General features: G+C 52.2%; 21 protein-coding genes and 2 tRNA genes. 14 read left to right on the plus strand and 9 right to left on the minus strand.

The genetic code is table 11. From position 1 onward, the window contains the following. Nucleotides 1-54: 54 nt before the first annotated feature. The 5 genes from TPCCA_RS04795 (at nucleotide 55) to TPCCA_RS05695 (ending at nucleotide 4,429) form a co-directional block, all read left to right on the plus strand. On the plus strand, nucleotides 55-828 hold the full coding sequence (locus TPCCA_RS04795; protein ID WP_013945537.1) for a TatD family hydrolase: 774 nt from the start codon (nucleotides 55-57) through the stop codon (nucleotides 826-828). 7 nt (nucleotides 829-835) lie between these two features. Further along, complete coding sequence (dusB, locus tag TPCCA_RS04800) at nucleotides 836-1,858, plus strand: tRNA dihydrouridine synthase DusB (RefSeq protein ID WP_013945538.1); 1,023 nt, start codon at nucleotides 836-838, stop codon at nucleotides 1,856-1,858. A 179-nt stretch (nucleotides 1,859-2,037) separates the two neighbouring features. Further along, a complete protein-coding gene (gene dgcA, locus TPCCA_RS04805; RefSeq protein WP_245522126.1) occupies nucleotides 2,038-3,081 on the plus strand; it encodes a diguanylate cyclase DgcA in 1,044 nt (347 codons plus the stop codon). 15 nt (nucleotides 3,082-3,096) lie between these two features. Next, nucleotides 3,097-3,723 carry a rhomboid family intramembrane serine protease gene (locus tag TPCCA_RS04810; RefSeq protein WP_010882426.1) on the plus strand — a complete coding sequence of 209 codons (627 nt, stop codon included), beginning with the start codon at nucleotides 3,097-3,099 and terminating at the stop codon, nucleotides 3,721-3,723. 427 nt (nucleotides 3,724-4,150) lie between these two features. Further along, the gene (locus tag TPCCA_RS05695) at nucleotides 4,151-4,429 is read left to right on the plus strand and encodes a hypothetical protein (RefSeq protein WP_235214054.1); all 279 of its coding nucleotides are present in this window, start codon (nucleotides 4,151-4,153) and stop codon (nucleotides 4,427-4,429) included. Nucleotides 4,430-4,452: 23 nt separating this feature from the next. On the opposite strand, the gene htpG is transcribed toward TPCCA_RS05695, so the two are convergent. Next, nucleotides 4,453-6,372 carry a molecular chaperone HtpG gene (gene htpG / locus TPCCA_RS04820; RefSeq protein WP_013945541.1) on the minus strand — a complete coding sequence of 640 codons (1,920 nt, stop codon included), beginning with the start codon at nucleotides 6,370-6,372 and terminating at the stop codon, nucleotides 4,453-4,455. 143 nt (nucleotides 6,373-6,515) lie between these two features. Between htpG and aspS the strand changes: the two genes are divergently transcribed. Continuing rightward, on the plus strand, nucleotides 6,516-8,324 hold the full coding sequence (aspS, locus tag TPCCA_RS04825) for an aspartate--tRNA ligase (protein WP_193386050.1): 1,809 nt from the start codon (nucleotides 6,516-6,518) through the stop codon (nucleotides 8,322-8,324). A gap of 55 nt (nucleotides 8,325-8,379) precedes the next feature. After that, the gene (locus TPCCA_RS04830) at nucleotides 8,380-9,264 is read left to right on the plus strand and encodes a DMT family transporter (protein ID WP_013945543.1); all 885 of its coding nucleotides are present in this window, start codon (nucleotides 8,380-8,382) and stop codon (nucleotides 9,262-9,264) included. A gap of 45 nt (nucleotides 9,265-9,309) precedes the next feature. Here TPCCA_RS04830 and TPCCA_RS04835 read toward each other — a convergent pair whose 3' ends face one another. Next, complete coding sequence (locus TPCCA_RS04835) at nucleotides 9,310-9,693, minus strand: hypothetical protein (protein ID WP_193386068.1); 384 nt, start codon at nucleotides 9,691-9,693, stop codon at nucleotides 9,310-9,312. A gap of 90 nt (nucleotides 9,694-9,783) precedes the next feature. Between TPCCA_RS04835 and TPCCA_RS04840 the strand changes: the two genes are divergently transcribed. Then, nucleotides 9,784-10,383, plus strand: coding sequence for a MarC family protein (locus tag TPCCA_RS04840; RefSeq protein WP_013945545.1), 600 nt, complete (start codon nucleotides 9,784-9,786; stop codon nucleotides 10,381-10,383). A gap of 35 nt (nucleotides 10,384-10,418) precedes the next feature. On the opposite strand, the gene TPCCA_RS04845 is transcribed toward TPCCA_RS04840, so the two are convergent. Then, nucleotides 10,419-11,291 carry a glycogen-binding domain-containing protein gene (locus TPCCA_RS04845; RefSeq protein ID WP_013945546.1) on the minus strand — a complete coding sequence of 291 codons (873 nt, stop codon included), beginning with the start codon at nucleotides 11,289-11,291 and terminating at the stop codon, nucleotides 10,419-10,421. Between the two features lie 46 nt (nucleotides 11,292-11,337). Here TPCCA_RS04845 and flcA point away from each other — a divergent pair, with 46 nt between their 5' ends. The 3 genes from flcA to TPCCA_RS04855 all read left to right on the plus strand — a co-directional run bounded on the left by flcA (nucleotide 11,338) and on the right by TPCCA_RS04855 (nucleotide 14,984). Then, a complete protein-coding gene (gene flcA, locus TPCCA_RS04850; RefSeq protein WP_013945547.1) occupies nucleotides 11,338-14,439 on the plus strand; it encodes a periplasmic flagellar collar protein FlcA in 3,102 nt (1,033 codons plus the stop codon). A 65-nt stretch (nucleotides 14,440-14,504) separates the two neighbouring features. Further along, nucleotides 14,505-14,663 (plus strand): rubredoxin, encoded by a 159-nt coding sequence (locus TPCCA_RS05440; RefSeq protein ID WP_010882435.1) that lies wholly within the window; start codon nucleotides 14,505-14,507, stop codon nucleotides 14,661-14,663. A gap of 33 nt (nucleotides 14,664-14,696) precedes the next feature. Beyond that, complete coding sequence (locus TPCCA_RS04855) at nucleotides 14,697-14,984, plus strand: hypothetical protein (protein ID WP_010882436.1); 288 nt, start codon at nucleotides 14,697-14,699, stop codon at nucleotides 14,982-14,984. A gap of 69 nt (nucleotides 14,985-15,053) precedes the next feature. On the opposite strand, the gene TPCCA_RS04860 is transcribed toward TPCCA_RS04855, so the two are convergent. Together TPCCA_RS04860 and TPCCA_RS04865 are read right to left on the minus strand one after the other, a co-directional pair. Further along, nucleotides 15,054-16,079, minus strand: a complete 1,026-nt coding sequence (locus tag TPCCA_RS04860; protein ID WP_013945548.1) for a septal ring lytic transglycosylase RlpA family protein — start codon at nucleotides 16,077-16,079, stop codon at nucleotides 15,054-15,056. A gap of 117 nt (nucleotides 16,080-16,196) precedes the next feature. Continuing rightward, nucleotides 16,197-16,282, minus strand: a tRNA-Leu gene (locus TPCCA_RS04865). Nucleotides 16,283-16,362: 80 nt separating this feature from the next. Between TPCCA_RS04865 and TPCCA_RS04870 the strand changes: the two genes are divergently transcribed. Then, complete coding sequence (locus TPCCA_RS04870; RefSeq protein WP_245522223.1) at nucleotides 16,363-17,250, plus strand: TatD family hydrolase; 888 nt, start codon at nucleotides 16,363-16,365, stop codon at nucleotides 17,248-17,250. A gap of 74 nt (nucleotides 17,251-17,324) precedes the next feature. Continuing rightward, complete coding sequence (locus TPCCA_RS04875) at nucleotides 17,325-18,659, plus strand: cyclic nucleotide-binding domain-containing protein (RefSeq protein ID WP_041610013.1); 1,335 nt, start codon at nucleotides 17,325-17,327, stop codon at nucleotides 18,657-18,659. 29 nt (nucleotides 18,660-18,688) lie between these two features. Here the strand turns inward: TPCCA_RS04875 and TPCCA_RS04880 are convergent, their stop codons facing one another. The 4 genes from TPCCA_RS04880 to TPCCA_RS04895 all read right to left on the minus strand — a co-directional run bounded on the left by TPCCA_RS04880 (nucleotide 18,689) and on the right by TPCCA_RS04895 (nucleotide 23,680). Beyond that, a complete protein-coding gene (locus TPCCA_RS04880) occupies nucleotides 18,689-20,305 on the minus strand; it encodes a hypothetical protein (RefSeq protein ID WP_010882440.1) in 1,617 nt (538 codons plus the stop codon). 23 nt (nucleotides 20,306-20,328) lie between these two features. Next, nucleotides 20,329-20,402: transfer RNA gene (locus TPCCA_RS04885), tRNA-Ala, on the minus strand. Nucleotides 20,403-20,461: 59 nt separating this feature from the next. Continuing rightward, nucleotides 20,462-22,258, minus strand: coding sequence for a signal peptide peptidase SppA (gene sppA / locus TPCCA_RS04890; RefSeq protein ID WP_013945552.1), 1,797 nt, complete (start codon nucleotides 22,256-22,258; stop codon nucleotides 20,462-20,464). A 33-nt stretch (nucleotides 22,259-22,291) separates the two neighbouring features. Then, on the minus strand, nucleotides 22,292-23,680 hold the full coding sequence (locus tag TPCCA_RS04895; RefSeq protein WP_013945553.1) for an alanine/glycine:cation symporter family protein: 1,389 nt from the start codon (nucleotides 23,678-23,680) through the stop codon (nucleotides 22,292-22,294). 185 nt (nucleotides 23,681-23,865) lie between these two features. On the opposite strand from TPCCA_RS04895, the gene TPCCA_RS04900 reads away from it, so the two are divergent. Continuing rightward, nucleotides 23,866-26,265: a DNA translocase FtsK gene (locus TPCCA_RS04900; protein ID WP_013945554.1), complete on the plus strand. Its 2,400-nt coding sequence runs from the start codon at nucleotides 23,866-23,868 to the stop codon at nucleotides 26,263-26,265. Nucleotides 26,266-26,363 lie beyond the last annotated feature (98 nt).

Raw genomic sequence — 26,363 nt, forward strand, 5'->3', positions numbered from 1 at the left:
CGGCGTACCAGGGCGGTACGCGCGAGCGCCTCACAGCACTCAGGATATTAGCCCATGCAGATCTTCGATACTCACGCCCACATCGGTCTTATTCACCCAGATCCCGTAGAGCAGCTGCGGGTAGTACAAGAGGCACGACGAGCTTCTGTCACCCGCATCATGAGTATTTGCAACAGCCTTCATGACTTTGCCGCCGTATACGAGACGCTCCAGTTCTCACCCTCTGTCTATCACGCCGTAGGTGTCTCCCCTTCTGAGGTCATGGCCCCGGGGAAGGATTGGATAGATACTATTCAAAAAAGCCTACAACTCCCTCAGGTAGTTGCCTTAGGCGAGACCGGATTGGACTACTGTAAAAAGTACGGTGATAAACGCTCCCAGATTGGGCTTTTTATCACTCAATTGGATATTGCTTCAAAGGCAAAAAAACCAGTTATCATCCACAACCGTGGTGCGGGCCAGGATATCCTGGACATCCTCAGCGAGCGCATTCCCGACCAAGGCGGTGTGTTCCACTGTTATTCTGAGGACGCAGAGTACGCACGTATGGCGCTGGATTTACCTGTGTACTTTTCTTTCGCGGGGAATTTAACTTACCGGAATGCACGAAATCTCCATGAAACTGTATTGGCCCTCCCGCTTGACCGAATTCTAGTGGAATCCGAAAGCCCGTTTATGTCCCCCGCCACGTACCGCAACAAGCGCAACCGACCGGCGCACACAGTTGAAACCGTGGAGTTCATGGCTGAGCTCCTTGATATGGACATGCTTGAGCTTGCCGACCAGCTGTGGAAAAACAGCTGTGCGTGTTTTCACCTTCCTGAGTGAGCAGCAGATGCAACAACACGCCTTATATCATCCGGTTTCTATTGGCCCGTTGTCTCTCAAGGGGAATGTGTTTTTTGCTCCTGTTGCAGGCTATTCTGACAGTGCGTTTCGTTCAATTGCCATTGAATGGGAAGCAAGCTTCACCTACACCGAAATGGTTTCGTCTGAGGCGATGGTGCGCGATTCACTCAATACCAAATGTTTGATTCGGCGCGCGTCAAATGAGACGCATTACGCTATCCAGATTTTTGGTTCTAATCCTGCAGTAATGGCAGAGACGGCAAAACTAATCGTCGATAGCGCGCAGCCGTCCTGTATCGACATCAACGCGGGCTGTCCTATGCCTAAAATCACTAAAACAGGAGCCGGAGCCGCACTCACCCGAGAACCGACGCGCCTCTATGAAGTGGTAAAGGCGGTCGCCGATGCTGTGTACGCGCAAGACGCGCGTATCCCAGTGACAGTAAAAATTCGTGCTGGGTGGGAAGAGGCACACCTGACATGGAAGGAAGCTGCGCGTGCGGCAGTAGACGCAGGAGCACAAGCGCTTGCGTTGCACCCGCGCACCTGCGCGCAGTGTTACGCGGGAGAGGCAAACTGGGACATAATCGCAGACCTCGTGCAGTGCGCGCGTGGGTGGGGAGAGGTTCCCGTGTTCGGCTCAGGGGATCTGCATGCGCCTGAAGACGCACGGGCAATGTTAGAACACACCGCATGCGCGGGGGTTATGTTTGCCCGCGGTGCTATGGGCAACCCGTTTATTTTCAGACAAACCCGTCAGCTTTTAACTGAAGGATACTACACGCCCGTGACGTTTGAGCAAAAGCTACGCGCAGCCTGGCGCGAGCTTCACCTTCTGGCACAAGACGTGGGAGAAAGCTCAGCCTGCAAGCAGATGCGCAAGCGTTTTGTTTCGTATGCAAAGGGTGAGCGGGGTAAAACGCAATGGTGTCAGCGCGCGGTGCATGCGTCTTCCTTCGCAGACTTTGCAGCAGTCATTCGTGACGCGTGTCCATGTATTGGTTTATAAGTTGCACGGCTTTTCAAACCGCGTGAAAAACGTACGCTTCCGGCGTACCCCAACTTACTTTGTCCTACAGGACGCGCAGCTCCCTCGATAGAAAGCGTGACTATATCTGTCCTGCGTGCAACTTGTACAAAGCCGGTTCCTGTGCCAGAATCGTGCACCCGCGGTGGCAGGGAATCCTAGTGAAAGAATGTGTTTCTAAAGAAAAGCAAATCTATGACCTCAAGCAGCTCCTAGAGATTTCTAAGAGTTTGAATTCTCTCCTTGAGTTTACTCACCTGGTAGAAGCCATCCTCTACGTCGCGATGGCCCAGACCAAGACGCTGGGGGCAGCGCTTTTCACCAAGAAAAACTCCGGTATGAAAAAATTGTCTTTGAGCCGCAATGTGTGCGGCTTTGACGTTTCCCACCATGCACAGCTGATAATCTCGGAAGAAGACCCTATTCTCAGACTTCTGGACGAAAAGGCCTGTTGTCTTTCTCCCGAAGAGGTACAGAGCGCGCTCGCCCCCTCAAAGAGCGTACGTTCGCTCCTTGACTTGCAACCTTCGCTCTTTGTTCCACTGAGAGCAAAGGACCACCTTGTTGGTCTTATCCTTTTAGGCAAGAAAATCAACGTACACGAAGCCTACACTCCCTACGATCAGAGCATCATCATGGATATTGCACAGCTTGCTGCTATTGCCGTCAACAATGCGTTACTGCTTGAGCAAGCTACCACTGACATGATGACCCAGATGAAGCTCAAACACTACTTCTTTGCCATGCTCACCGCGAAGCTCGATACACTCAGTACACAAGAGACCGTATCTGTTCTCATGCTTGATATCGACTTTTTCAAACAGATCAACGACACGCACGGTCATCTGTGTGGCGATCTAGTTCTCCAACATGTGGCAGAAATTATTCGATCCTGCACCCGTCCATGCGACATCGCCTCTCGCTATGGGGGAGAAGAATTTATGCTCATGCTATCCAACAACTCGTCTCGGGAAGCTGCGCACGTTGCAGAACGCATTCGCGTGGCAACCGAGCAATTGACCATCCCCTACCATGAGGTATCAATTCGAGTCACTGTTTCTGCAGGCGTCGCAGAATACCTTCCTAACCAAGAATCCGCCGAAACACTGATAAAGCGTGCAGACAGTGCGCTGTATCAAGCCAAACAAAATGGCAGAAACAAAGTCGTCATCTCAGAGAAAAACATGTGCTCATCTCAGGAATAAACCGATACTGGCGGCATGAGTGTGATCAGGAAGCCCTTCAGGTACTCGTATACCAATGTGACCCTTTCCCTTGTGCTCGCGAATGGGGCGGTGTTTGTGATCACGTCGTTGGTTGAATCACTGGGTATATATCTGGCGCTCGTGCCAGGACTCGTACGTTACCACCGTATGTATTGGCAAATATTCACCTATCAGTTCGTACACAGCGGCGTGTGGCACTTGCTTTTTAACATGCTAGGACTAGTGTTTTTCGGGCAGACGATAGAAAAAAAGATGGGATCTTCTGAAATGCTGTTGTTTTATTTGCTTGTCGGTACACTCTGTGGTGCGGGTGCGTGCGCGGCATATCTGTGTGTCGGTCGGTTGAACGTACTGCTGTTGGGGGCGTCGGGCTCCATCTTCGCAATACTTTTTTTATTTTCGGTTATGTTCCCCACTGCGCTCATTTATCTATGGGGTGTTATTCCTATCCCCGCTCCTCTGCTCATTGTAGGATACATTTTGTTTGAAATTTTTGATCTATTTTTCTCTCGTGATAATGTTTCTCATCTTACCCACTTGCTCGGTGTCCTTTTTGCGTGGGGATATATCCGTATCCGGTTTGGCATCAAACCATTGAAAGTGTGGAGCATTGTCCCGTAACAGTCGAGGCAGTGGGAGATATGTCTTCGTCGTGCTAGCCTGCGTATTTGGTTATACGCGCGCCGTGCACGCTGAGGTTTATACGGACCCCAGCACATCGGGACATGTCACGATTTCTATTCCCATATGGGCTTTTGTCGAGCCCCAGCCGGGTGTTATGACCCAGCAGGGGGAGTCCCCGAGGACTCCGCCTCGCCAGACCTTGCGAGAATTAGGGGCGTTCGTATTAGGCGGTGCTGTGTATGGGTGGCGGTTCTCTTATACGCCAAAAGAAAAGAAGCGCGCCGTCATGGAGCACCTTACCCTCACTCCCATTTTCCCCCTACCGCCCGATAGTCCTCAGATAAGTCTGCGTCACGTACGGACGCCGTACCCCTACATCCACTGCCGTACAGAGTACTCATTAGACGCCAGGCACGCGACACACATGAGACAGAGCAGAAACCTAACGTACCAACGTGCGCAGGGTAGAGGAAGAGGAGAACGGAAAGAGGAACTAAAGGGAGTATATCATGCATACCACCGCGCGATTGTAGACGCACTACGGAAAACGGTTAGAAAGACACAGAAAAACAAGCCAAAAGAAGTAGAAGGAATGCTATACGTTAAAGACAATCCCCGCCTCTTTGTAGAGGCGGGGGAATTTGTCGCAGAGCTCTCACTCAGTGTCCACTTCACAAAGATAACGCCCTATAGCGTATACTAGTAGCACGCACCGAGTCCTGACCGCTACCCGCGTGCGAGCAGACGGTTCACCCGCTTCACAAAATCAACCGACGAACCTACGTCCATGCCCTCAATGAGCAAGGCTTGATCCAGAAGAACAAACGCAAGATCTTCCACAAACGCCTCATCCGTACTTTCTTTTAGTTTTTGTACCAGCGTATGACTTGCGTTAATTTCTAAAATTGGCTTTATCTTTGATTTATGCGTTTGTCCCGTGGCGCGCATCAAGCGCTCCATCTGCACCGTGGGATCACCCTCATCGATAACAATGCAAGACACCGAGTCAGAAAGCCGTTTTGAAAGACGAACTTCCTTCACCGAATTAGACAGTATGTGCGTCAACCTTTCTAGTAGCGGCTTAAAACCCTGTTCCCTCTGCGCGGCGGCGTCTGTTTCTTCGTTGGGACGCAACTCCTCCTCTGAACCTAAACGATTAATTGCCTTTAACTCCCACTCCTTGTATTTCGAAACAGAGGGCATCACGATACCATCTATGTCGTCTGACATAACGAGCACTTCAAAACCCTGCAAACGATAAGACTCTGCATGGGGAGACTGACGCAGCACACGATCGTCGTTTCCCGCAATGTAGTATATCGCCTTTTGATCCGGTTTCATGCGAGAAACGTATTCGGCGAAGCTCGTCCATCCGTCTTCTGGAACAGACTCACTTAGAGTCCTGAAACGAACAAGTTCCAGCAGCTGCTCACGGTGCTCGTAGTCGCTGTATAAACCCTCCTTCAAGGGACGATTATACTGCGTGATAAACTCATCGTACTTTTTCCCGTCACACTCCGCGAGTTTTTTAAATTCCCCGAGCAACTTTTTCACCGAAGCCGACTTGATTGCTGCAAGGACTCTATTTTGTTGCAGAATCTCACGGCTTACATTCAGGGGCAGATCTTCGCTGTCTATTACACCGCGGACAAAACGCAGATACACTGGCAACAGTTCCTTCTCGTCATCAGTGATAAAAACGCGCTTAACGAAGAGCTTTACCCCCGGCTTATAATCTGCGTGAAAAAGGTCAAAGGGCGCTTTTGCCGGCACATAAAAGAGCGTGACGTACTCCTGTGTACCCTCTGCCTTCGTGTGTACGTACAAGAGAGGCGGAGTACTGTCGTGAGTCAGCGTTTGATAGAAACGATGATAATCCTCCTCCTTCAATTCTGACTTCGGTCTTTTCCACAACGCACCCGCGTCATTGACTTGATCTACTTTCTTCTGAGTATCCGTTACCGCTCCATCCTTGTCGTACTCCTTCTGCAGGTAATGCAGATAGATGGGAAACGCGATATGATCAGAATACTTCTTAATTACCTCTTCAAGACGCCAGCGCGTTGCAAACTCGGAATTTTCCTGGCTCAGGTGCAACACAACGCAGGTACCGGCACTACCCTCAGCAACCCCTTCAAGTACTGGGAAGGCAGCCGCATCAACCTCATCCAAGGTATAGGCATTTTGCCCTTCAGACGTCCACTTCCACACGGTGTTCTCTGCAGCTTTCTTGGTGATTACTTCTACTTTGGAAGCGACCATGAAGGCAGAGTAAAACCCTACGCCAAACTGGCCTATCAGATTGGAATCCTGTTTTTGATCACGCGTCAGCGTACTGAGAAACGCCTTTGTACCGGATCGCGCAATGGTACCTAGATTGGCCCTCAGATCTTCTGCGTTCATGCCAATACCCGTATCACGCACAACAAGCCGTTGAGCATCTTCTTCAAACGCGATGTCTATACGCGCTTCGCAATGCAACTGCTTGTACGTACCATCAACAAGTGCCTCATACCTCAACTTATCTAACGCATCCGACGCATTAGAGATAAGCTCCCGGAGAAAAATCTCTTTATGGGAATAGAGAGAATGGATAATCAACGTTAGCAGCTGACTCACTTCAGTTTGAAACTCGTACTGAGCCATGTATCCTCCCAGAGGTTAAAAAAGATTCTATTACGCCGCGCACAGACCGCGCGCGAAGTGTAGCACAGACTGTGCAGCACAGTAAACCAACCGGAACAGGTGGTACACGCTGCCCGATGAATACCAGACAAAAGAACCCGTGATTGTATAGCGCTCACACCCCATGGTATGATAGGCAGGTCATGGATTATCCGAGAAGGACTATAGCTTGTGGCGAGCTGCGCAGGTGCCACGTCGGAACGGTGGTTGTGCTCAATGGATGGGTCCACCGAAAGCGGTCGCACGGAACCGTTAGTTTCTTCAACATGCGCGATAGGTCCGGAATAGTGCAGGTTATAGTGAGCCAGGAGGAAGACGCTAGCCTGTGGTCCACGGTAAACCGCATACGGTCGGAATGCTGTCTTGCAGTCGAAGGCGTGGTGCGAGAGCGACCTCCTTCAATGATAAATCGCGCCCTGCATACCGGGGAGGTGGAGGTGCACGCTCGCACGCTGTACGTTCTCTCGGAGAATGCTGTGCTTCCGTTCCGCGTTGATGATGTTGTGCGTGCGCACGAAGATATACGCTTAAAATATCGCTACCTCGACCTGCGCTCTCAGCGCATGCAGGAGCGCATTGCACTGCGCTCACGCGTTGCCCTGGCCATACGGCAGTTTTTAAGTATGAAAGGTTTCATCGAGATCGAAACTCCCACCTTCATCTGCTCTACCCCCGAGGGGGCACGTGACTTTGTTGTCCCTTCCCGAGTGTGCCCCGGGCGTTTCTATGCCCTGCCACAGTCCCCCCAGCTGTACAAGCAGCTTCTGATGGTGGCAGGGTTTGACCGCTATTTCCAACTTGCCCGTTGCTACCGAGACGAGGATGCACGAGGCGATCGTCAGCCAGAATTTACCCAGATAGACCTTGAGATGAGCTTCGTTTCTCGAGACGATGTTATGCGGGTGAACGAGGATATGCTTCGGTACGTGTTTAGAACCAGCATCGGTGTCGAACTGCCTACCTTTTTTCCTCGGCTTACCTACGCGCAGGCGCTAGACCAATATGGAACAGATAAGCCAGACATGCGCTTCAAACCGGTCCTGCAGAATGCAGACTTTATGGGAATGCTTGGCACGTTCACCCCGTTTGAAGAAGTCATCGCACAGGGTGGCAGCATCAGAGCACTCGTTCTTCCGGGCAAGGCACGTTGCTACAGCCGTAGGCAAATCGAAGCGTTGGAGTCTATCGCTCGAGCACATGAGGCGCACAACCTTTTTTGGCTTAAGGCAACCGGTGGAGGCCTCGAGGGGGGTATCGCAAGGTTTTTTGCAGGGGTAGAGTCCGAAGTACGCAGGCGACTTTCTGCTCAGGATGAAGACTTGTTGCTCTTTGTCGCCGATTGCCGGCACCGCGTGTGCTGCGTCGCACTCGGCGCAGTGCGCAGCGCTCTTATCAGGGACGAGTCGTTCCCAGAGAAGGAGTTGTTTTCCTTCGTATGGATCGTTGATTTTCCCCTCTTTGAATGGAACCCAGCGGAAAACAAGTGGGACCCTGCTCATCACATGTTCTCTGCTCCTCAGGAACAGTATCTTGAGACGCTCGAGCAAGATCCCGGTTCGGTGAAAGGTGACCTCTATGATTTGGTGCTCAACGGGTATGAGCTGGCTTCAGGCTCAATTCGTATCCACGACACACAGCTGCAAAAACGCATCTTTAAAATAGTGGGATTAGATCCTGAAGAAGCGGGGGAAAAGTTCGGGTTTCTCACAGAAGCGTTTAAATACGGCGCGCCACCGCACGGCGGCATCGCACACGGGTTGGACCGCCTCGTGATGCTCATGACAGGAAGCGAGTCAATTAGAGACGTCATTGCTTTTCCTAAAAATACACTCGCCGCCAGCCCCCTGGACAATTGTCCTAGCGTGCTCGATAAGCGTCAGCTTGACGAGTTACACCTCACTGTACACGTCTAGGGGCATCGCTACTCGCTCGTCGGCGTAAAATACCTACCAGGGGGGGGAGGGGTACATGGCTTTTACTGAGAGGCAAAAAGGTACTTTGTTCCTAATGTGCTCGAGTTTTTGCTTTAGCGTGATGAGCGTCTTTGTGCGTCTTGCAGGGGATCTCCCCTCTATTCAGAAGGCATTTACGCGTAACCTGGTCTCAACGCTCATCTCGGGATCTATGCTCTTTCGTGCGCGTACCCGCGTCCACGTGCAGGATCTCCCCATGCTCTCCTTGCGTACCGTGTGCGGGACGCTAGCAATCGTCGCAAACTTCTACGCAGTAGAACGCTTAACATTGGCAGACGCGTCGTTGCTTTCGAAGCTCTCTCCGTTCTTTACCATACTGTTTTCTTGCCTTCTCTTGGGAGAACGCATTGCGCCGTATCAAGTCGTCGCCCTCTGTGGTGCCTTTGCTGCAGGCACGCTCGTGGTCAAGCCGAGTCACACCCTTTCTCACCGTGTATTTCCCGCGTGTATTGGCGCAGTAGGAGGCATGATGACGGGAGCTGCGCACACGTGCGTACGCTACCTCTCCACCCGTGGCGTAGAGAAGTTCTTGGTTATCTTTTTCTTTTCCTTCGGATCGCTGCTATTGCTGCTCCCTGCATTTATATGGCAGTACCAACCGATGAGCTCACCGCAAGTGCTTACGCTGTGGGCCGCAGGAGTGGCAGCAGCAGGTGCACAGTTTTTTCTCACTGTTGCGTATCGATACGCGCCAAAAAAGTCGATTCCAATTGACTATACCCACATCTTATTTTCGACGGGCATCGGTTTCTTGTACTTTAAAGAGGTACCCGACCACTGGACCGTAGCGGGCATCGGTATCATTCTCGCCATTGCCCTGTACGTGTTTGCGCGCGAGCGTGAACGGAAAGAACCCACTGTGCCGTCGCACACACGCTAGAGCCGATGGCACGCACGTACGCGAAGCACATGGTCTACCCCATGCTTAGATTTTTCTCGGTAAAAGAATGAGGCAGGTGCGCGTGACGTGCACAGGAACTTCCACCGCGTATTTGCCGTCGTGCGGCGCGTCACGTGCAGCGACAACGTGGAGAAAATCCTTTCTCGCAAGCAGCCGCCCTGAGGGGCGCTGGTACTGAGTAAAATCGTAGCTCACACCTATAACACGACGACCACCAAGCGGTACCGTAATGCGTCCGTTAATGTCGGTACGGTACGTTTCATGCTCTGCATGCTCGAAATGGACAGTGCAAGGCAGCGCTCCGTACGAGATGTGGAACATATCCGCCACGAAGATATGCACGAAATGAGCATCTGCGCGCGGCGCGGTTTTACAGGCAGCGACACACACCCCCACCGTAAGCGCCACAGCCAGAAAAAATGCTGCACGCGCGCTGTACCCACACAAGGTAACGGAGATTGCCGCACGCGAGGTTCTTCTCGTATACTCACCCCTCGTATGAGTACTTGGACACACATCTGGTCTACTGCGTTTACCTTGCTGTTTATTATCGATCCGATTGGGAACATACCGGTGGTACTGTCTGTGCTGCGCACCGTGCCAGCTGAGCGTCATACCCGGATCATTTTTAGAGAACTGCTTCTAGGACTGGTGCTCATGCTCTCCTTCCTTTTTTGCGGAAAAGTTTTCCTATCTTTGTTCCAGCTAGAAACGGGAGTAATGAAAATGGCCGGAAGCGTCATTCTCTTTCTCGTTGGCATCAAGATGGTATTTCCTGATCAACACGCGCTCCCCTCCACCACAGAAGAGGAACCGTTTATTGTTCCCATCGCCACTCCCATGATCGCAGGTCCTTCGGCGTTCACCACGCTGGTAATTATGGGAGAGACGAAGGGGACATCCCGTCTCGCCACCTGTGCTGCGCTGCTTGTTGCGTGGACGCTCGCGTGTCTTATTATGATAAGCGCACCGTGTCTATACCGTCTTCTTAAAGAAAAGGGAATCACCGCGCTTGAGCGAATCACAGGTATCTTGCTGCTCATTCTTTCCATCCAGATGTGTGTTGAGGGAGCCCGGGGCATTATTGCCGCTTCCTAGCAAGATGGAAAACTACCCGCTGCGTACGTGCGGGCTTAGGGGACGACGACAACGTTCGCGACTCTGCCATCTGCCAGGTATGCGCGGGCGTTGCTCTGGGTGTCAAAGGAAGAAGTGCCATCTTTGACGAAGGCATAGAGCCACCTTCCAGGCGGGAGGGGAAGCTCTAGCTCGTAGTGGCCGGGACGCACCTCTTCCAGAGAGTACATGAATGGATCCCAGTTGTTAAACGTACCTGCAAGGTGGATAGTCTGTCCCGCTGCACCCTGGTACACAAACCGAGTGCCCGCGGCCGTATGCTGGGTTTGATACGATTCGTGAGACGGCACATCGAGGTAAGAAATGGACATGCCATCGCGGTGATCGTAGCTTTCGGAGCTATTTTCAGGATCGGTAGTCCACAACCCATCAATCACAAGCCGGTAACTTAAACGCGAACACCCCTCAGGAATAGGCGCGATATGGAAAAGAACGGAGCGTTCCGTGAGATTCTGGGCGCTCTCTTGACTGAGGCGCACGAACGAGTATATCGGGCGGTACCCTTCGTGCTCAAACGCGATACCCACGTGGCGCGCTGCCCCTGACGCAGTAAACACGACGCAGCGCCCCTGAATCCGAGGCGCTTCCACGCGGGAAATAGACTCAATAAGCGCGCGGCGCTGCGTCGGATCAAGTCCAGCCGCGCAGAGCCCGACAGCACCAGACAAAACAAGCATGACACCAAGCGCACATCCTCTCATCGAGTTTCTCGATCCTCCCCGGCAAAGCGCACCACCACGAACACACCCCCATACCACCGGTCCTAGCGAACTCGCAAAAGCGCGGCACACCCGAAACCCATACCACACACAGCTTCGGGACATGCATGCGCACGCTAAAGGGAAACCTGTCCTCCTGGCAGACTTCACTCCTCCACAAAAAAAACCGATACGAGGGCGGGGAGTATAACGCGCAATGCCGAGTGCACAACACCTGTCAGAGTTTGCTCGCGAGCTCAAGACTCTTGGGAATGAGCCAGACACCCTCAAATCTTGGGGTACTCTGTACGATGACCTACCACCTCCTGAATCTACCCCCGACGGGGCACAGCCTGCGCCCACGCCTGAGCAGCAGTCCGCGCCTGCATCCGCGTCAGCTTCTGGCCCTGTGTCCGCACATGGGCAGCGCCCCTTTGAGCCTGACACAGAAGCATCGAGCGTTGCCTCGGGAGAGGAGGTCGTGCAGGAAGATGCGCACGCACCACAGACTCGAATGCATGACTCCGCACAGGAGCCAGCGGCGGAGATTTCTCTCTTTTCTGAAGAGCGGACACCGGAAACTATGCCGACTGCTGCCTGGAGTGCACCACCGGATCCTCTTTTTGAAACCGAGCATGCTGTCCCCCCCCTACCTCTTGACCCGGAAGAAACACCAGTGCCCGGAGAAAAAGGTCTCCAGGAGTCCGCCGTGCAGGAGGAAGACGCCGGATTTAACCAGATGCCTGCGACAGGAGGGCAAACCAGCGAGAATCAACAACACTTTGACGCATTGCTCGCCTCTCTTGATCTTGATTCGGCAAATGGCGAACGCGTGGTCCCCGAGAATGCAGATGAGTTCGCCGCTCAGGTACCTGAATCCCTTCTAGAAGGGTTGCATCCAGAAGACCAAGAGACGAAACGCTCGCAAGAGGAACCTGTATCCTATGACTTCCCTGCGTTTGATCTGGACCAGGTAGCGCCTCCTACACCAGACGCCCCTGATTCTTCTAACTCTGCTCTCACTGAGATTGAAATCACCCCAGCGCTCTCTGAGCACCCCACGCAGACGCAGGAAACGGGTACCACCTCGCCACAATCGCAGACTGTGCACGCTGATGCGTCTGTCCTAGGGCCTAGTGCCTCTGATCCTAATTTTTCCCCTGGGTCTGCGGATGACTTGGTCGCCCAATTCCCCATTGAAGAAAGCGTGCAGATACCTCCTTTCCCCGCTGATGGCTTTGAACTTCCCGGTAAATTCCAAGAATTTGCGAGAGAATCTGAGAGCCCCTATTTCAGTCCTGATACAACCGCCGACGCAGACCAAGCACAGACCATAAGCGAAACGGAATATCAACGCTTTCTCCAGCGGCTCGACGCCCTCCCCCTTCCTGTACGTATTGCGGTTCAAGAATACCTGTCCTCAGAGGAGACCTCGGACAAAGAGGGTTATGCGCTCATTAGCAGCATTGCAAACAACGCCTCGCCAAAAGCGGTTGCTACTCAACTCGAGCACATTCTAAAAAAGCCGCTGCATATTCCCAGAAAGTTTGAACGCAAGTCAGCTGCCGCACACGAACGCGAGAAGTCTTCCCTTCCCTACATCGCGAAACACACGGTGCTTCCCCTGACGGCCAGCTCAGCGGCCATACTCATTTTCATCCTTTCGCTTGCAGTCCTCTCCTGGCACTTTCTGTACAAACCCCTTCATGCGCACCTGAGCTACCGCGCAGGGTACCATGCATTAGAACTGGACCGCTACGAAGATGCACACACTAACTTTGAACACGCCAAACAGTACTGGAAGATGAAACACTGGTACTTTCGTTATGCGCGTGCCTTACGTGACAAAAAACAATATACACGTGCTGAACAAATTTACACCGAGTTACTCTTTGATTTCCGGCATCCCAAACAGGGGAGCATTGAATATGCGCACATGCTCTGCAATGAGCTGCGCAAATACGAACAGGCAGAAACGACACTGCGTCGGCAGGGACTCGACTATCATCCAAATGATCCTGATATCCTCAGCGCACTCGGAGACGTATATCTAGAGTGGGCAGAAGAGGACCCTGCTCAATACGAGCAGGCTCGAAAAACATACCAATCACTCATCGCTTCCCACGGCACGCGCGATGCGTATCTTGCACGCATGATGCGCTATTTCATCAGAACAGATCAGCTCGCGCAGGTACTTCCTCTTAAGGCACACTTTACCAATACGCGCGCCAAGATCGCTCCTGAAGATTTGACAGAACTCAGTGGATACCTTTTAGAGAAACGCTATGAATCTCAACCCAGTGACTCCCTTACATTGCAGTCAAAGATTGAGGATCTGCGCGCATTACTTGAGCGGGCCTTTAAGGCGGATCCTATGTCTGCGGATGCGGCTTATTACCTTGGAAAATTCTTTGTCTACAATCACCGCAAGGACAGCGCGCGGGAACTCCTTCAGCAAGCTGTCAACCGTTACCCGCACATGCCACATTCCACAGTCAGGCGTACGCTGCGTGAAATTGACGCGATGCGCCTGCTCGGTACGTTACTCCTGGAGGAAAAGGGACACGCTGCTGCCCGCGAAATATTCACCCAGGCACTTACGCGCTATCGCAGCTATACCGTAATGCGTGACCTACCGCCGCATCGGACTATTGGAAAACTGTACCGTGACTATGCAGATATGGACTACTTTATCTACAAAAACTATGACTCTGCGTTGGAGCACTACCAGCATGCGCGGGCGCAGTTACTTGATACTCCTGAGGTTCAATACAAAATAGGGTATATTCAGCACAAAAAAAACAACTACCCCGAAGCGATTCGGGCAATGAATGCAGCGTACGAGCACAATCCTCAGGATAAGCACCTTTTATATGGATTCGGCACCCTGTTGTGTAAACGTGGTGACTACTTTGCTTCCCAGGGGTACTACGAGCAGTTACTTGAACTGTTAGATGCGCAGCGTACAAGACGCGGTGTCATGCTCCCCCACATAGAAAAGGCGGACGCCGCGTTTGTTGATTTGTACATGCGCACGTGTAATAACCTGGGAGTAGTATTGCACCGTTTGGCAACGACTCATGGAGATTCGCGGAAAAATGCACGGGCGTTAACTCTGTTTGCAGAATCCTCTCGTGCATGGGACGCACTCACCCGTCACCCTGAAACCAGGGTGCGCTCACAAGCTACCGGTCTTTCATACCTAAACGTCCATCACATGACACGCCCCTACACAGAGTTTCAGCCAGAACTGTACGACGACATTCCTCTCCTACTTGAGCACGAAGAACCGCCCATCCAAAAGGAACAAGAGAACTAGCCAACGGTGCCCGCTTGCCTGCATGACCGAAACAGGGTAGTGTCTCCCCTGAGAGGAGACGACTGGTGGGAACGTACATGTGTGATTTGTGTGGCTGGGGATACAATCCAGAGGTAGGGGATGCAGACGGGGGCATTCCCGCGGGTACTGCGTTTGAGAACCTACCGGACCATTGGGAGTGTCCACTCTGTGGGGTGGACAAGACAAGTTTTGTGAAAGTGTAGCTCTTCTGCCTAGTAGGAAAGGGGAACAATCCAGTGAAAAAAAAGGACGCTTTCGTCGGTACGATCGGCTACGACGGTCAACGGGCAGTAGTGGACAGGGCCCGCGTGCTGAAGCACAGCAGGAGTTCCCTGCAGGAACTTCTCAGTGCGGGGGCCTTCCGAGAGGCGGCTGCCTGCGCCGTTTGGGAACGCTCGACAGAAGCACTGGAGGCCGTCGCCTCCGCCTACAACGCCCGCTCAGGGAGCAGGTACAGCGCGCAGGACATCGCGAAAGTTTTCGGCATTGCCTCCGAACCAGGGGAAAAGGCGGTTGTCCTCTAGCCGCTTCCTCCTTCGCTGAAGATCCTGCACCCCCTCAGGCTAAGGCCTGAGGGGGTGCAGGATTTCCTATTACCAACTTTCCTGGCGGATAACGTAATCGTGAAACCTTCCCCTTTTCAGCGCGTGCTTTACCCTCTCTAGGTCCGCAGGGCGTATCCCCGGCAGCACCACGCGCACCGCGTGCTCTGTTCGCTCATATGAAGGATCAAAGCCCGCCTCGCGCAGCTTAACCACCAAGCGGAGCGCATTCTCCTCACGAACAAAGGCTCCCAACTGTATACGCCAAAGCACCCCCCGCGTTTCCCCCGCATGGGTTGGCGTATACACCGACTCCATCCCTGACACCTTCCCGCCACCAGCTGCGTAGGGAAGAGGCGCAGCAGCCGCATAGGAAGAAGACGAAGGAACAGGCTGCGCGTGCGAGTTAGGTGCAGCGGAGCCAGGCACGGCCGTCCCATAGGGAACCCGACTGGGAGTCGAACCCGGTGCTGCGTACGCGACAGGCGGCGCACCATACTCCGAAGCGGGGACATCCGTTGTATTCGCCACTCCCGGCACACCCGGAGTTCCAGCCCTCCTTCCGACAGGAGCTGGCGGTGGATTATGAGGATCCGCATACATGACAGGCGCACTGGACGTGGGAGCAGTAGGCGGAACACCAAAGGAATCTTGAGGTAAGACACCAGGAGAAGTCTGCCTATCGTTGCGTTGCTGTGAAGCGTGCGCATTCGGATCTGCCTTGTGTATGGAGACGCGCGCCACCCCCGCGTTCAGCATGTCTAACGCAACAGCTGCAGCCTTTGACACGTCAATCTCTCTATTTGCAGCGTAAGGTCCCCGATCATTGATGCGCACGATTACCTTTTTGCCGTTGTCCAAGTTCGTCAACTCCACAACCGTACCAAAGGGAAGCGTGCGGTGCGCGGCAGTATACGCGTTCATGTCAAAAATCTCCCCACTTGCGGTAGGTCTTCCGTTAAAAGACTCCGCATAGTAGGAAGCATACCCTTCCGGAACGATTACCTCGCCGGCTGCAAAAAGCATCTGCACGTTCCACAATACTGCAGCCACTGCAACGACACGCTTGTCCACCATTCAACACTCCTTCCAAAGGCTTCACCCGAGCAAAACGATGCTTCACAAGACACCCCCGACGCTTATCGGAATATGGACAAAAAGGTTGAAATCTTTTAAGGTAGGGGCGCAGTTGGTTGCTGGAGACGAGACTTGAACTCGTACGACCGCTGCCGGTCAAGGGATTTTAAGTCCCTGATGTCTACCAATTCCATCACTCCAGCGTTGTGTGGCCGTGCTGCCACTGTAGCGGGTAAGTAGCCGGGAGGTCAACATATACAGTGATTCGCACTGCCACCTTGCGCTGCTTGTAAAGCAAAGTGAGGATCCTCAATCCCTCTTCAGACAGCTGGACCTTGCACGCTTCCCGTTTCTCATGGAGGTCGGTACGCGCGCAGGGGATTATCAGGAAAGAAAGGCTCTGCTCCTGCAGGCCTGCGCGGGGCGCTCGCTTCCTTCTTGTCTGCACTTCTCTGTAGGGGTTTGGCCTGCGCCGGAGCCCATTGCGCATCCTGAGACAGCCCTTTCACTGCTTCGGTCAGACGTGCGTGCCCTGTGCGCAGAACAGGCGCCCTACCGAGCCTTGGGTGAATGCGGTCTTGACCGACACTGGAATGGCCCTCAGGTAGCGTGCAAAGCACGGAAAGGATCTGGTGTGCGCGGTACACCAGATCTTGATGCAGAGGAGTATCTTTTTAAGGCACAGCTCTCTATAGCGAAAGCTCAGAACCTGCCGCTCATCATTCATTCACGGGACGCTTTTGAACCGACACTCCGTTGCCTGGACTCAGTGGGGTGGAGAAAGGGTGTGATGCATTGTTTCTCGTACGGAGTCGTTGAGGCACACGCTTTTTTAGAACGTGGTTTGTACATCTCTTGTGCAGGCACACTTACGTACGCAAAGACGACATCCGAACTTCTCGCGCGCGATGCGCTTATTCGGAGTATCCCTCTGGATCGTCTATTGTTAGAAACGGACACTCCCTACCTCGCTCCAGTACCGCATCGAGGAACACACAACAGACCCGAGTATGTCCGGCATACCTACGCGTTGGTAGCAAACATCCTTGGTATAAGTGAGAAGGCTTTAGCACAGCACGTGTTTGCAAACTGCTGTGCCCTTTTTGAAGCGCAAGAACCGACAGAAGCATGTTCCCAAGCGCATGCCCCACACGATATACCTAATGCGTAGCCAGATCTCATTCTCGAAAGACAAGTCAACCGATGATTGCCGTGGCTCGATTTCTATAACAAAGGATTATGAGTATGAGCAAAATACCTCTTATCAGTACGGTTACGTCTACCATATCTGCCATTAACGGTGCGTGTACTGGAGAACGCGTGGATATACACATTCAGACGCTCTCTCGTCTGAATGAGATAGCATCCGTTTTTCGCTTCGAGATGCCTGAGATTAAGATTATTGATTTTGGTGACCCAAACGTCGACAGCGAAGCGTGTTTAAAAATTATAAAGGATGATCCTTGGCTTCTATTTGGTGGGGTGATTGCTATCACTAACTCGATGGAAGAAAAAATAAAAATCGTAAATCGCAAAGACCCGAATTTCCTTTCAGTTTCCACGCGGCAGGAATTTGAAGCGCATGCCTCCCAGGTTGTGCGAATCGTGGACAGAAACCGACACTTTCTTTCTAGTCGCAGTCTCGTGCACCAAGCACATGGACACGAGCAGGGAAATTTTATCTGCGACACCGATTCCTTTGAGATTACCTTTTACGCCAGCTTGATTAGTTCGTACCTGTACAATACCAACCGTATCAATGAGCTTGAACGCACTTCGTTTGAAGGCGCAATGATGGAATTGTTACTCAATGCACTGGAGCACGGAAACTGCGGCATTAGCTACGACGAAAAAACAGAGTGGCTCGAACAGCGCAAGGATATCCTTGATTTGATTGCTCTGCGCAAGCAGGACCCGCGCATTAGCGCGAAAAAAATCTATATTTCCTATGACATTACACTGCAGCGTACACGCATTACCATTCGTGACGAAGGCACAGGCTTTGATTGGAAAAGCCGCATGGCAAGCGCGTGCAAACCTGGTCTACACGGTATGGGCATAAAAATGACAGAAATTTTTGTCAAAAGGCTCAGCTATAACGACGTGGGCAACGAGGTGACGTTTGAAATTGACAACCAGGAAAACGTCGCGAACCTTGTGCCTTCAATTTTGAAGAACCAACAGGTACTAACGTTCCGGGATGCCCAGGTGGTATGTTACCAGAACGAAGAATCCAGTTCCCTTTTCTACATTTCGTCGGGGAAATTCGCAGTGTACGTGGATAACAAGTTCATGTCCATGCTGACCCCATCAGACATATTCATCGGGGAAATGTCGTTCTTGCTCAACAACCGGCGCTCTGCAACGATTGTATCAGTAGGCGAAGGCACACTGGTAAAGATATCAAAGATGAAGTTCATCTCACTGATTGAGGATCATCCTCACTATGGGATCTACCTCGCACGCCTGCTTGCAGGTAGACTTGCCCACCAATCGCGCGAGAGCGCGAAGCTTAAAAACACCCTGACCCTTCTCGGTCAACGAACACCCGACACCGGCGCACAAGCTATCCCCTCATGACAGGACACCAACCGATTCAGGAGAAACTATCAATAGCCGTCAGATACCTGGCGATTGGCGTCCTTCTGACAAAGCTCTTGGTACACAAAGGACTTTGTCTTGAGTTCGTCTTTGATTTTTTGGGGAAAGGGGATGTAGCGCCAAAAGACATTGCGGACCTCTTTGTCTAGTTTCTGGATACCCTCGCTTTCCTTCAGGAGCCAGGTCGTGTAATCGGCAATAAAATACTCCTTTACATCACCCCTTAATTTTTGGGGTTGAAACCACTGATAATAATTCCCCGTCAAGCCCTCTTCCATCCAGTAATACGAAGCCTTTTCCTTTGCAACCTGCCAACGTAAATCCGCCGTCGCGGTAATAACTGCAAGCTTCAAGCTCCTTCCATACATAGGCACCGCAACGCGTCCACGGCTTGTCACGCGATTGTAACGATCAAACGGCTCCCAACAAAATCCTATGTCCCCATAAGAAGGCAACAGCACCACGAATGGAGGAATCCTGTTTACCTGCTGCTTATACTGACGGCAATACGCTTCCGGATCCAGACCTTCAATCCAAGCCATAATTTTCAATACATTTTCCCGCGTGCCAATCTCATGCTCCGCAGAACGGAAATACTCTCTGGACAAGAGAGGGAAATGGTTGCCCTGGCGCCCGCAGCTCATCTTTATCATTTGGCGCACGGTATCGTACTCCGTACTCACTGCTGAACTGTTCTCCGCATTGGGCGCATCTAGTTTCTCTCGCAGGGAATGCACTGCGTCTTGTGAAGCGCGGTAGCCCGCATATAACCCATTAAACTCCCGATCTATACCCAACAACTTTTTTAACAATTCATGGATCTCCGAGATTCCTTGCTTCTGCGCCTCGTTGAAACCTGCTGTCACCCCAGGGAGACCTTCAATGGATTCGTGCACGAAAAGACGCGAAATTCTGTTCTTCACCTCCTCTTCCACACGGGCACGCTCCGCCGACCTCACCTGCAACAGACGCTCAGAACTCTGCAACTGCCCGCACGCTTTATCATACGCCTGCCGTACGCGTGCGACATCGTCTTTCCTTTTTACTTGCACTTCGTCGGTGCTTGAAGGGCGAACCTTTCCAGAACCAATCGCAATCAGCCATTCATCCAGATAATAAAGAGGCTGTTGCAAACTATTCGTCTCAATAATCCGCGCGAAGATATCTTTCTGGGATGCGGTCAACAAGGTAGGAAGCAACAGTCCATAGCGCAATGCGTAACGCTTTTCCATGCACGCCGACCCACCGCCGATTTTCCCCGATATCTGTGCCATTAATTGCCAGTAACTGCTAATAAGCTGCTGCCGGCACACAGAGCGATCCTTTAAGTCAGTGGTGGACAAATAGCGCGCCAAAGCCGCATGCGCACGCTGCCCAACTTCCAACTCATCTGAAACGACACGTTTATAAAACTCTGCTGACTCAAAAAACTGGTGCGGGGTCTTGCTTTGAAACTCAGTAACCAAGGGAAAACTACGCTCAGAAAGATCAACGTCACTCGGATCTCGTGTCCCGGTAGGCGACATCGCTGTACCCTTCCCTGCAGAAGAATGCTCAGACGGCACACCCTGCGGCGTATCTTGCAGCAGAGCTAACAGATCCGGATCTAAACCTAAATCAGACACACCCCCTCCCTCACACACGGCGATGGAGATGAGGGGAATCGAACCCCTGACCTCTTGCATGCCATGCAAGCGCTCTAACCAACTGAGCTACATCCCCAAAAACCGGCGCCAACCGTAGCAAACAACGCTGCGCTCGATCAAGCGTAGCAGTGCCCGTCAACGCCAATGCAAGCGCAGCGGCTCATATACGTAGGTGCCCTTGCTTAGGTCAAGCTGGAGTAACTCTCCAATGATCACACGCTCTCCAAAAGCAAGACTTCGTTTCTGCAGGACATCCCACAGGGACTGCAGAAATTCTTCACCGTACGTGGCGCTCCGCTTCAAAACTCTCACCGAATACTGCCTGCAATGTGATTCTTTCGCTGCATGTGCTACCGCTTCATCTAGTCCGCCTAGCGCATCAACCAAGCCTAGAGAAACTGCGTCCTCCCCCGCGTAAATCCTACCCTCTGCAACCGCCGCCACCCGATCAAGGGCAAGGTTACGCCCGGCAGAAACAACCGAAAGAAAAGTACGATACGTCGCCATCACATCAAGCTGCATGCGCGCGGTGTCTTCAGCCGTTCCACTCCTGAGCAAAGAAGGTTGGCGAACGCCGTGCACCTGCACGCTATCGACAGTGATCCCCGCATATCGCTCTAAAAACGTTTCGAATGTCGGTAGTACCGAAAGCACCCCTATGGAACCAGTGATGGTATAGGGGGATGCGAAGATGTAATCGGCTGCAGAAGCAACCCAGTACGCACCAGACGCAGCAATCGCACCCATCGATACTATCACTGGCTTCTTGCCTCGACGCTTTGCCCGCGCAAGCGCGCGGCGGATACGTTCAGAAGCAAACACCTCTCCCCCACCGGAATCAATACGCAACACTACTGCCTTAATATCCGGATCACTCATCGCGACATCCAACAAAGCACTAACCTCGTCGCTGATCGTTCCGCCGAGTTCCGTATCCCTGTGTGCAGCAATCGGTCCTGCAAGATGAATAATCCCCACCTGATCCTGCACCTGCCGCTGTGCACGGTCACGATTATAATCGTCTAGACCAACGAAATTTTTTGCAGATTCGTAGTCGTCTTCTTTTAAAAATTTGAGCGCAACGCCAGCTTCATCGTAGGAACATACGCGCGTTACTAACTTTTCCGCCAATGCGGTGCGCGCACCGTCTCCGTTATACTTCTGCAGGAGCTCAAGGCGACGATCCGCGTAACGGGCAAGATGCTGCACCTCTAGTGCTCGATTACGCGAAACATCACTGAGATACTGCTGCCACAGACGCGCAAATACAGACTGATAATTTCTGCGAACCTCAGGAGAAAAATCCTTCCTAGAAAAGATCTCAGCCATGCCCTTGTACGCCCCAGCATGCACGACGTTCCAACGCACCCCAATCTTTTCCTCCATACCTCCGTAAAAGAGAGTTTCCGTGTAAAAGCCCGACAGATCCACAGACCCCATCGGATCAAGGATAATCTCATCAGCAAAAGAGGCGATGTAATAGTCAGCCAAACTGTAAGAGGTAGAAAAAACGTAGAGCGGCTTTTTTGACTTTTTATACTCAGACAGAGCGGATTCCATTTCCACAAAATGTCCGCTCGTCCAACCACTCATATTGGACAGATCGAAAAAAACGGACTCAATGCGTCGATCGGTGGCTGCGTTGCGCAGCGCCTGGGTAATATCAGAAAGAAGGATCGCCGATCCCTTTGGGTTCAAGAACACGGTGCCCAAATTAACACGCGGCTGTTGCTCAGTAACAACGCCAACCGGTCTCATCAGCAACACGGTCCCAGATTGTACCACCTTCTGAGACGACCTTCGGCTACGGTCACCAACTAGCACTTTGAAAAACAAGAACAACAAAAGAAAGAAAATGACGTTCAAACTGACCAACCGAACGGCATTTAACCCACGAAGCAGTCTCCTAAAGAGAACTCTCAATGAGTACATTGTAACCTCCACCTCATGCGTGTTATGCCTCGTCTACTCCCGGCAGGCTATCTTTTCAGGAAATACCAAATGTTCCTGAAAGAAGACTGGCACATTCCCAGCACGATATTGCTTGCGATAGTCACGCAGTAGATACAACGCCACCGGATGCAGTGTCACGATAGCAATCAGGTTGATGACCGTCATAAATACCATAAAAAGATCCGCAACACCCCAAACAAAATGAAAACTCGCATGCGCACCGACAAATACCGCACTGACACAGGTAACTCTGAAAACACTCAAAACCATTTTATGGTCCTTAATGAAACGTACGTTTGACTCCGCGTAGTAATAGTTACCCATCAGTGAACTGAATGCAAACAGAAAGATCGCAAGCGTCACCAAGTGCACCCCCACGGGGCCAACTTGCTTGGACAGCGCTTGCTGCACGAACTGCATTCCGCTCACATCCACTGATCCTGCAACATCAGAGAGCAGCAACACAAAAGCAGTCACACTACAAATTAGCATCGTGTCTATAAACACCGAGAGCGCCTGCACCAGGCCCTGCACAACCGGGTGACTCACTTCTGCAGAGGCTGCAGCGTTAGGCGCCGAACCCATTCCTGCCTCGTGAGACAGCAAGCCACGCTTTATTCCAATGACTACCACCGAACCGAACGTACCACCAGCAAACGCCGTGAGGCTCAGTCCTTCCCGGCAAATTTCAAAAAAGAGCGCAGGGAGCCTGTACACATTGAGTGCCAACACCCACAGCCCGAAGAGAACATAACCTACAGCCATCACTGGTACTATCACCGAACTGACAACACTAATGCGCGCGACCCCCCCAAAGATAACAAACGCAAGGAGAAAAGACAGCAACACCGCCAGGATCTGGACCCACAGAGAAGAATCCTTTCCGTAGTAAGAGAGAGTAGAGACAATATTATAAGCCTGTAGTGCATTGAACCCGTACGCGTATGCAAAGACAAGACACAGCGCAAAAAGCACCCCCATGGAGCGACTTTTCAGACCCATTTCGATGTAATAGGCGGGACCACCTCGAAAACCACACGCAGTACGCGTTTTGTATGCTTGGGCGAGCGTACTTTCGATAAAGGCACTTGCAGCGCCAAAAAAGGCACTCACCCACATCCAAAACACTGCCCCTTTTCCTCCAAAGGCGATAGCCGTAGCAACGCCGACAATGTTCCCAGCCCCCACACGGCTCGCAGTGGAAATCATAAGCGCTTGAAATGATGAAACTCCTTTCCCCCTCTTTTCAGCCAGCGCTGCAAACGCAGGCTTCAGAAGACTAAGTTGAACACAGCCAGTCTTTATGGTAAAAAAGACACCGCAGACGACAAGCCACCCGACGAGGATATAGGAGTGCAAAGCATCGACAAGGCGGATAAGCAGCGCCTGAAACGCGGTCATGGAAATTCCTTCCAACTTCAATGGGTAAAATAGGCGCAAAGCACGCCCGCCCAGTGTAACGCAAAGCATCTTACCGTTACAAGATATTGGGTCGCGCCTGTTTCCTCCCCTCACTCGGCTCCTTCTGTCGGGGTCGGTAGCCTGTAGGGCGTGCAAGCTAACAGATTAACTGTTCAGGACAATGCATGGAACGATCCCCTTTACCTAGAATCACCGCTCTTACCTTCGGCACACTGCTATTCGTCAGTGCAGTGCTCCTGACCCTGTCCACGTTCCTTCCCCTTTTTACCTTGCACCGAGCATCACACTGGTTCTTCGTACCTGGCACTCTCCTTTACGAAACGTACGCTTTCTCCTCCTTGCTCGTGCCGCTGTTACTCTTGCACACAGCGCTCCTCTTGTTTGTCGGCGGACGTTCGTTACGGGCAGAAAGCGCACTTGTTGCCTTCCCACTCTTGTTCATTACTGCAGTGTGTGGAGAACACGGTCTCTACGCGCTGCAACGCGCACTCGCTGCACGGTCAATTTCACCGTCAACGCGGGGAGGGGTAGACATCGTATACGTCCTTTGCCTCCTCGCATTGCTGGGAGCAGAGCTCTATGCTGCACTCATTTACGGGGAAAAGTGTTACGTATGGTTTCATGCACGTATTCCTCGCGATTTCATCGCTGATGGATTCCAAGACCCTTCCTTCCCTCCCTCCACTGCCGATCATCCTGACACCGTTTCCCCTCCCCCCGCTCCCTCCTGCGCCACCGCAGATGTGCAGACGCCCGAAGCAAGCGCGCCCCCAGAGGGGCAGTTCTCCACGGAAGTTCCCCTCCAGGGGGGAGAATTTTTGATTTCTGAGGCAGAGGTGCAGCCTGCCACGCAGGTGGCAGCGTGTGGCGGTGTGTCCACGCCAACTGCTTTGGCGCCATCGGTGCCTTCTCAGGCTCCATTCCCCCTGCTCCCAGCGCCCGGGCTCATTCAGGGTAACCTTCTCTCAGACGTTCACGCCCCCGCGTCACCCGGGTCTTTGCCGTCTGTCATCCCTGCACAGGCACCGTGTGTCATGGCCCTCTCCCCTATCTCTGCTCCCCCAGTCGCCCCCGCTGAAACCCTTATTCCTGCGCAAGACGATGAACAGGGACCACCGCGTCCTATTCCTGCCTCAGCAGCTCCGCTTCGGCACCCTTGCCGCGGCTACCAAGTACCGTACGACTTGCTTGACCAGTACTCAGAGGACACATATGAAGGAATTGACGAGCTCACCAAGAATCTTGCACTCCTGCTTGAGGAAACATTCTCTGAATTCAACATTCGAGTAGAAATCACCGGTATCAAGAAGGGTCCTGTGGTCACAATGTTCGAGCTTCTCCCTCCACCCGGCATCAAACTGTCAAAAATTACAAATCTGCAGGACAACGTTGCGCTCAAGCTTGCTGCTTCAAGCGTGCGCATCGTCGCTCCCATTCCTGGAAAACACGCCATAGGCGTGGAAGTCCCTAACAAAAAACGATCCCTCGTTACATTCAAAGAACTGCTCCATACGCGCACAGCTGGCAGCAACCGTATGGCCATCCCTGTCATCCTTGGCAAAGACGTTACCGGCGAACCACAGGTTATCGACCTTGCCCAAACACCTCACCTGCTCATTGCAGGCGCAACTGGGTCGGGTAAATCAGTATGCGTAAACGCGCTCATTCTCTCTATCCTGTACCACAAGTGTCCTGACGAAACCAAACTTCTGCTCATTGATCCAAAAATCGTAGAGTTAAAGCTCTACAACGATATCGCCCACCTTCTCACTCCTGTCATCACTGAGCCCAAAAGAGCACTCCAAGCACTACAGTACATCCTGTGCGAAATGGAGCGACGCTATGCGCTTCTTGAGCAATTAGAATGCCGCGACATTAAGACCTACAACAAAAAAATACAGGAAAAAAGCATCGCCACGCAGCCTCTCCCATTCATCGTTATTATCATTGATGAATTTGCAGACTTAATGGTTGCCTCTGGCAAAGAATTAGAAACGAGTGTTGCGCGTTTGTGCGCGATGAGCCGTGCAGTAGGCATCCATTTGGTACTTGCCACCCAGCGACCGTCAATCGATGTCATCACCGGCCTTATTAAGGCAAATATTCCAAGCAGAATTGCCTTTATGGTTTCATCTAAAATGGATAGCCGTATTATTTTGGATGAGATGGGCGCAGAAAAATTGCTGGGACGAGGGGATATGCTGTACATGAACCCGAGTCAGTCTTTTCCTACGCGGATTCAAGGTGCGTATGTTTCCGAGCGAGAATTAGCGCGCGTGATCGCCCACGTACGCGCGTGGGGAACGCCTGAGTATCTTGATGAAGAAATTTTCTTTGACGATGACGACGCGAGTATATCTGGAAATTTTGTGGATGAAAGCGATCCTTTGTACGAGCAGGCAGTGCAGGTAGTGCAATACGCGGGTAAAGCGTCCACATCGTACGTGCAACGTAAATTGAAGATAGGCTACAATCGCGCCGCGCGCCTAATCGAAGAAATGGAAGCAAGGGGGGTGGTCGGTCCGCCGAATGGATCCAAACCACGTGATGTTTTGCGTTCGTAGTTGTTGCACATCTGCGTGTAAGAAAACGACGAACGATTGTTCAACGGACTTTTTGAAACTGCGCAATTGGGGTACGTGTCCACGGGTAAAAAAGGTGA

Origin of the sequence: Treponema paraluiscuniculi Cuniculi A (assembly GCF_000217655.1) — a bacterium.
Classification (GTDB): Bacteria; Spirochaetota; Spirochaetia; order Treponematales; family Treponemataceae; genus Treponema; species Treponema pallidum.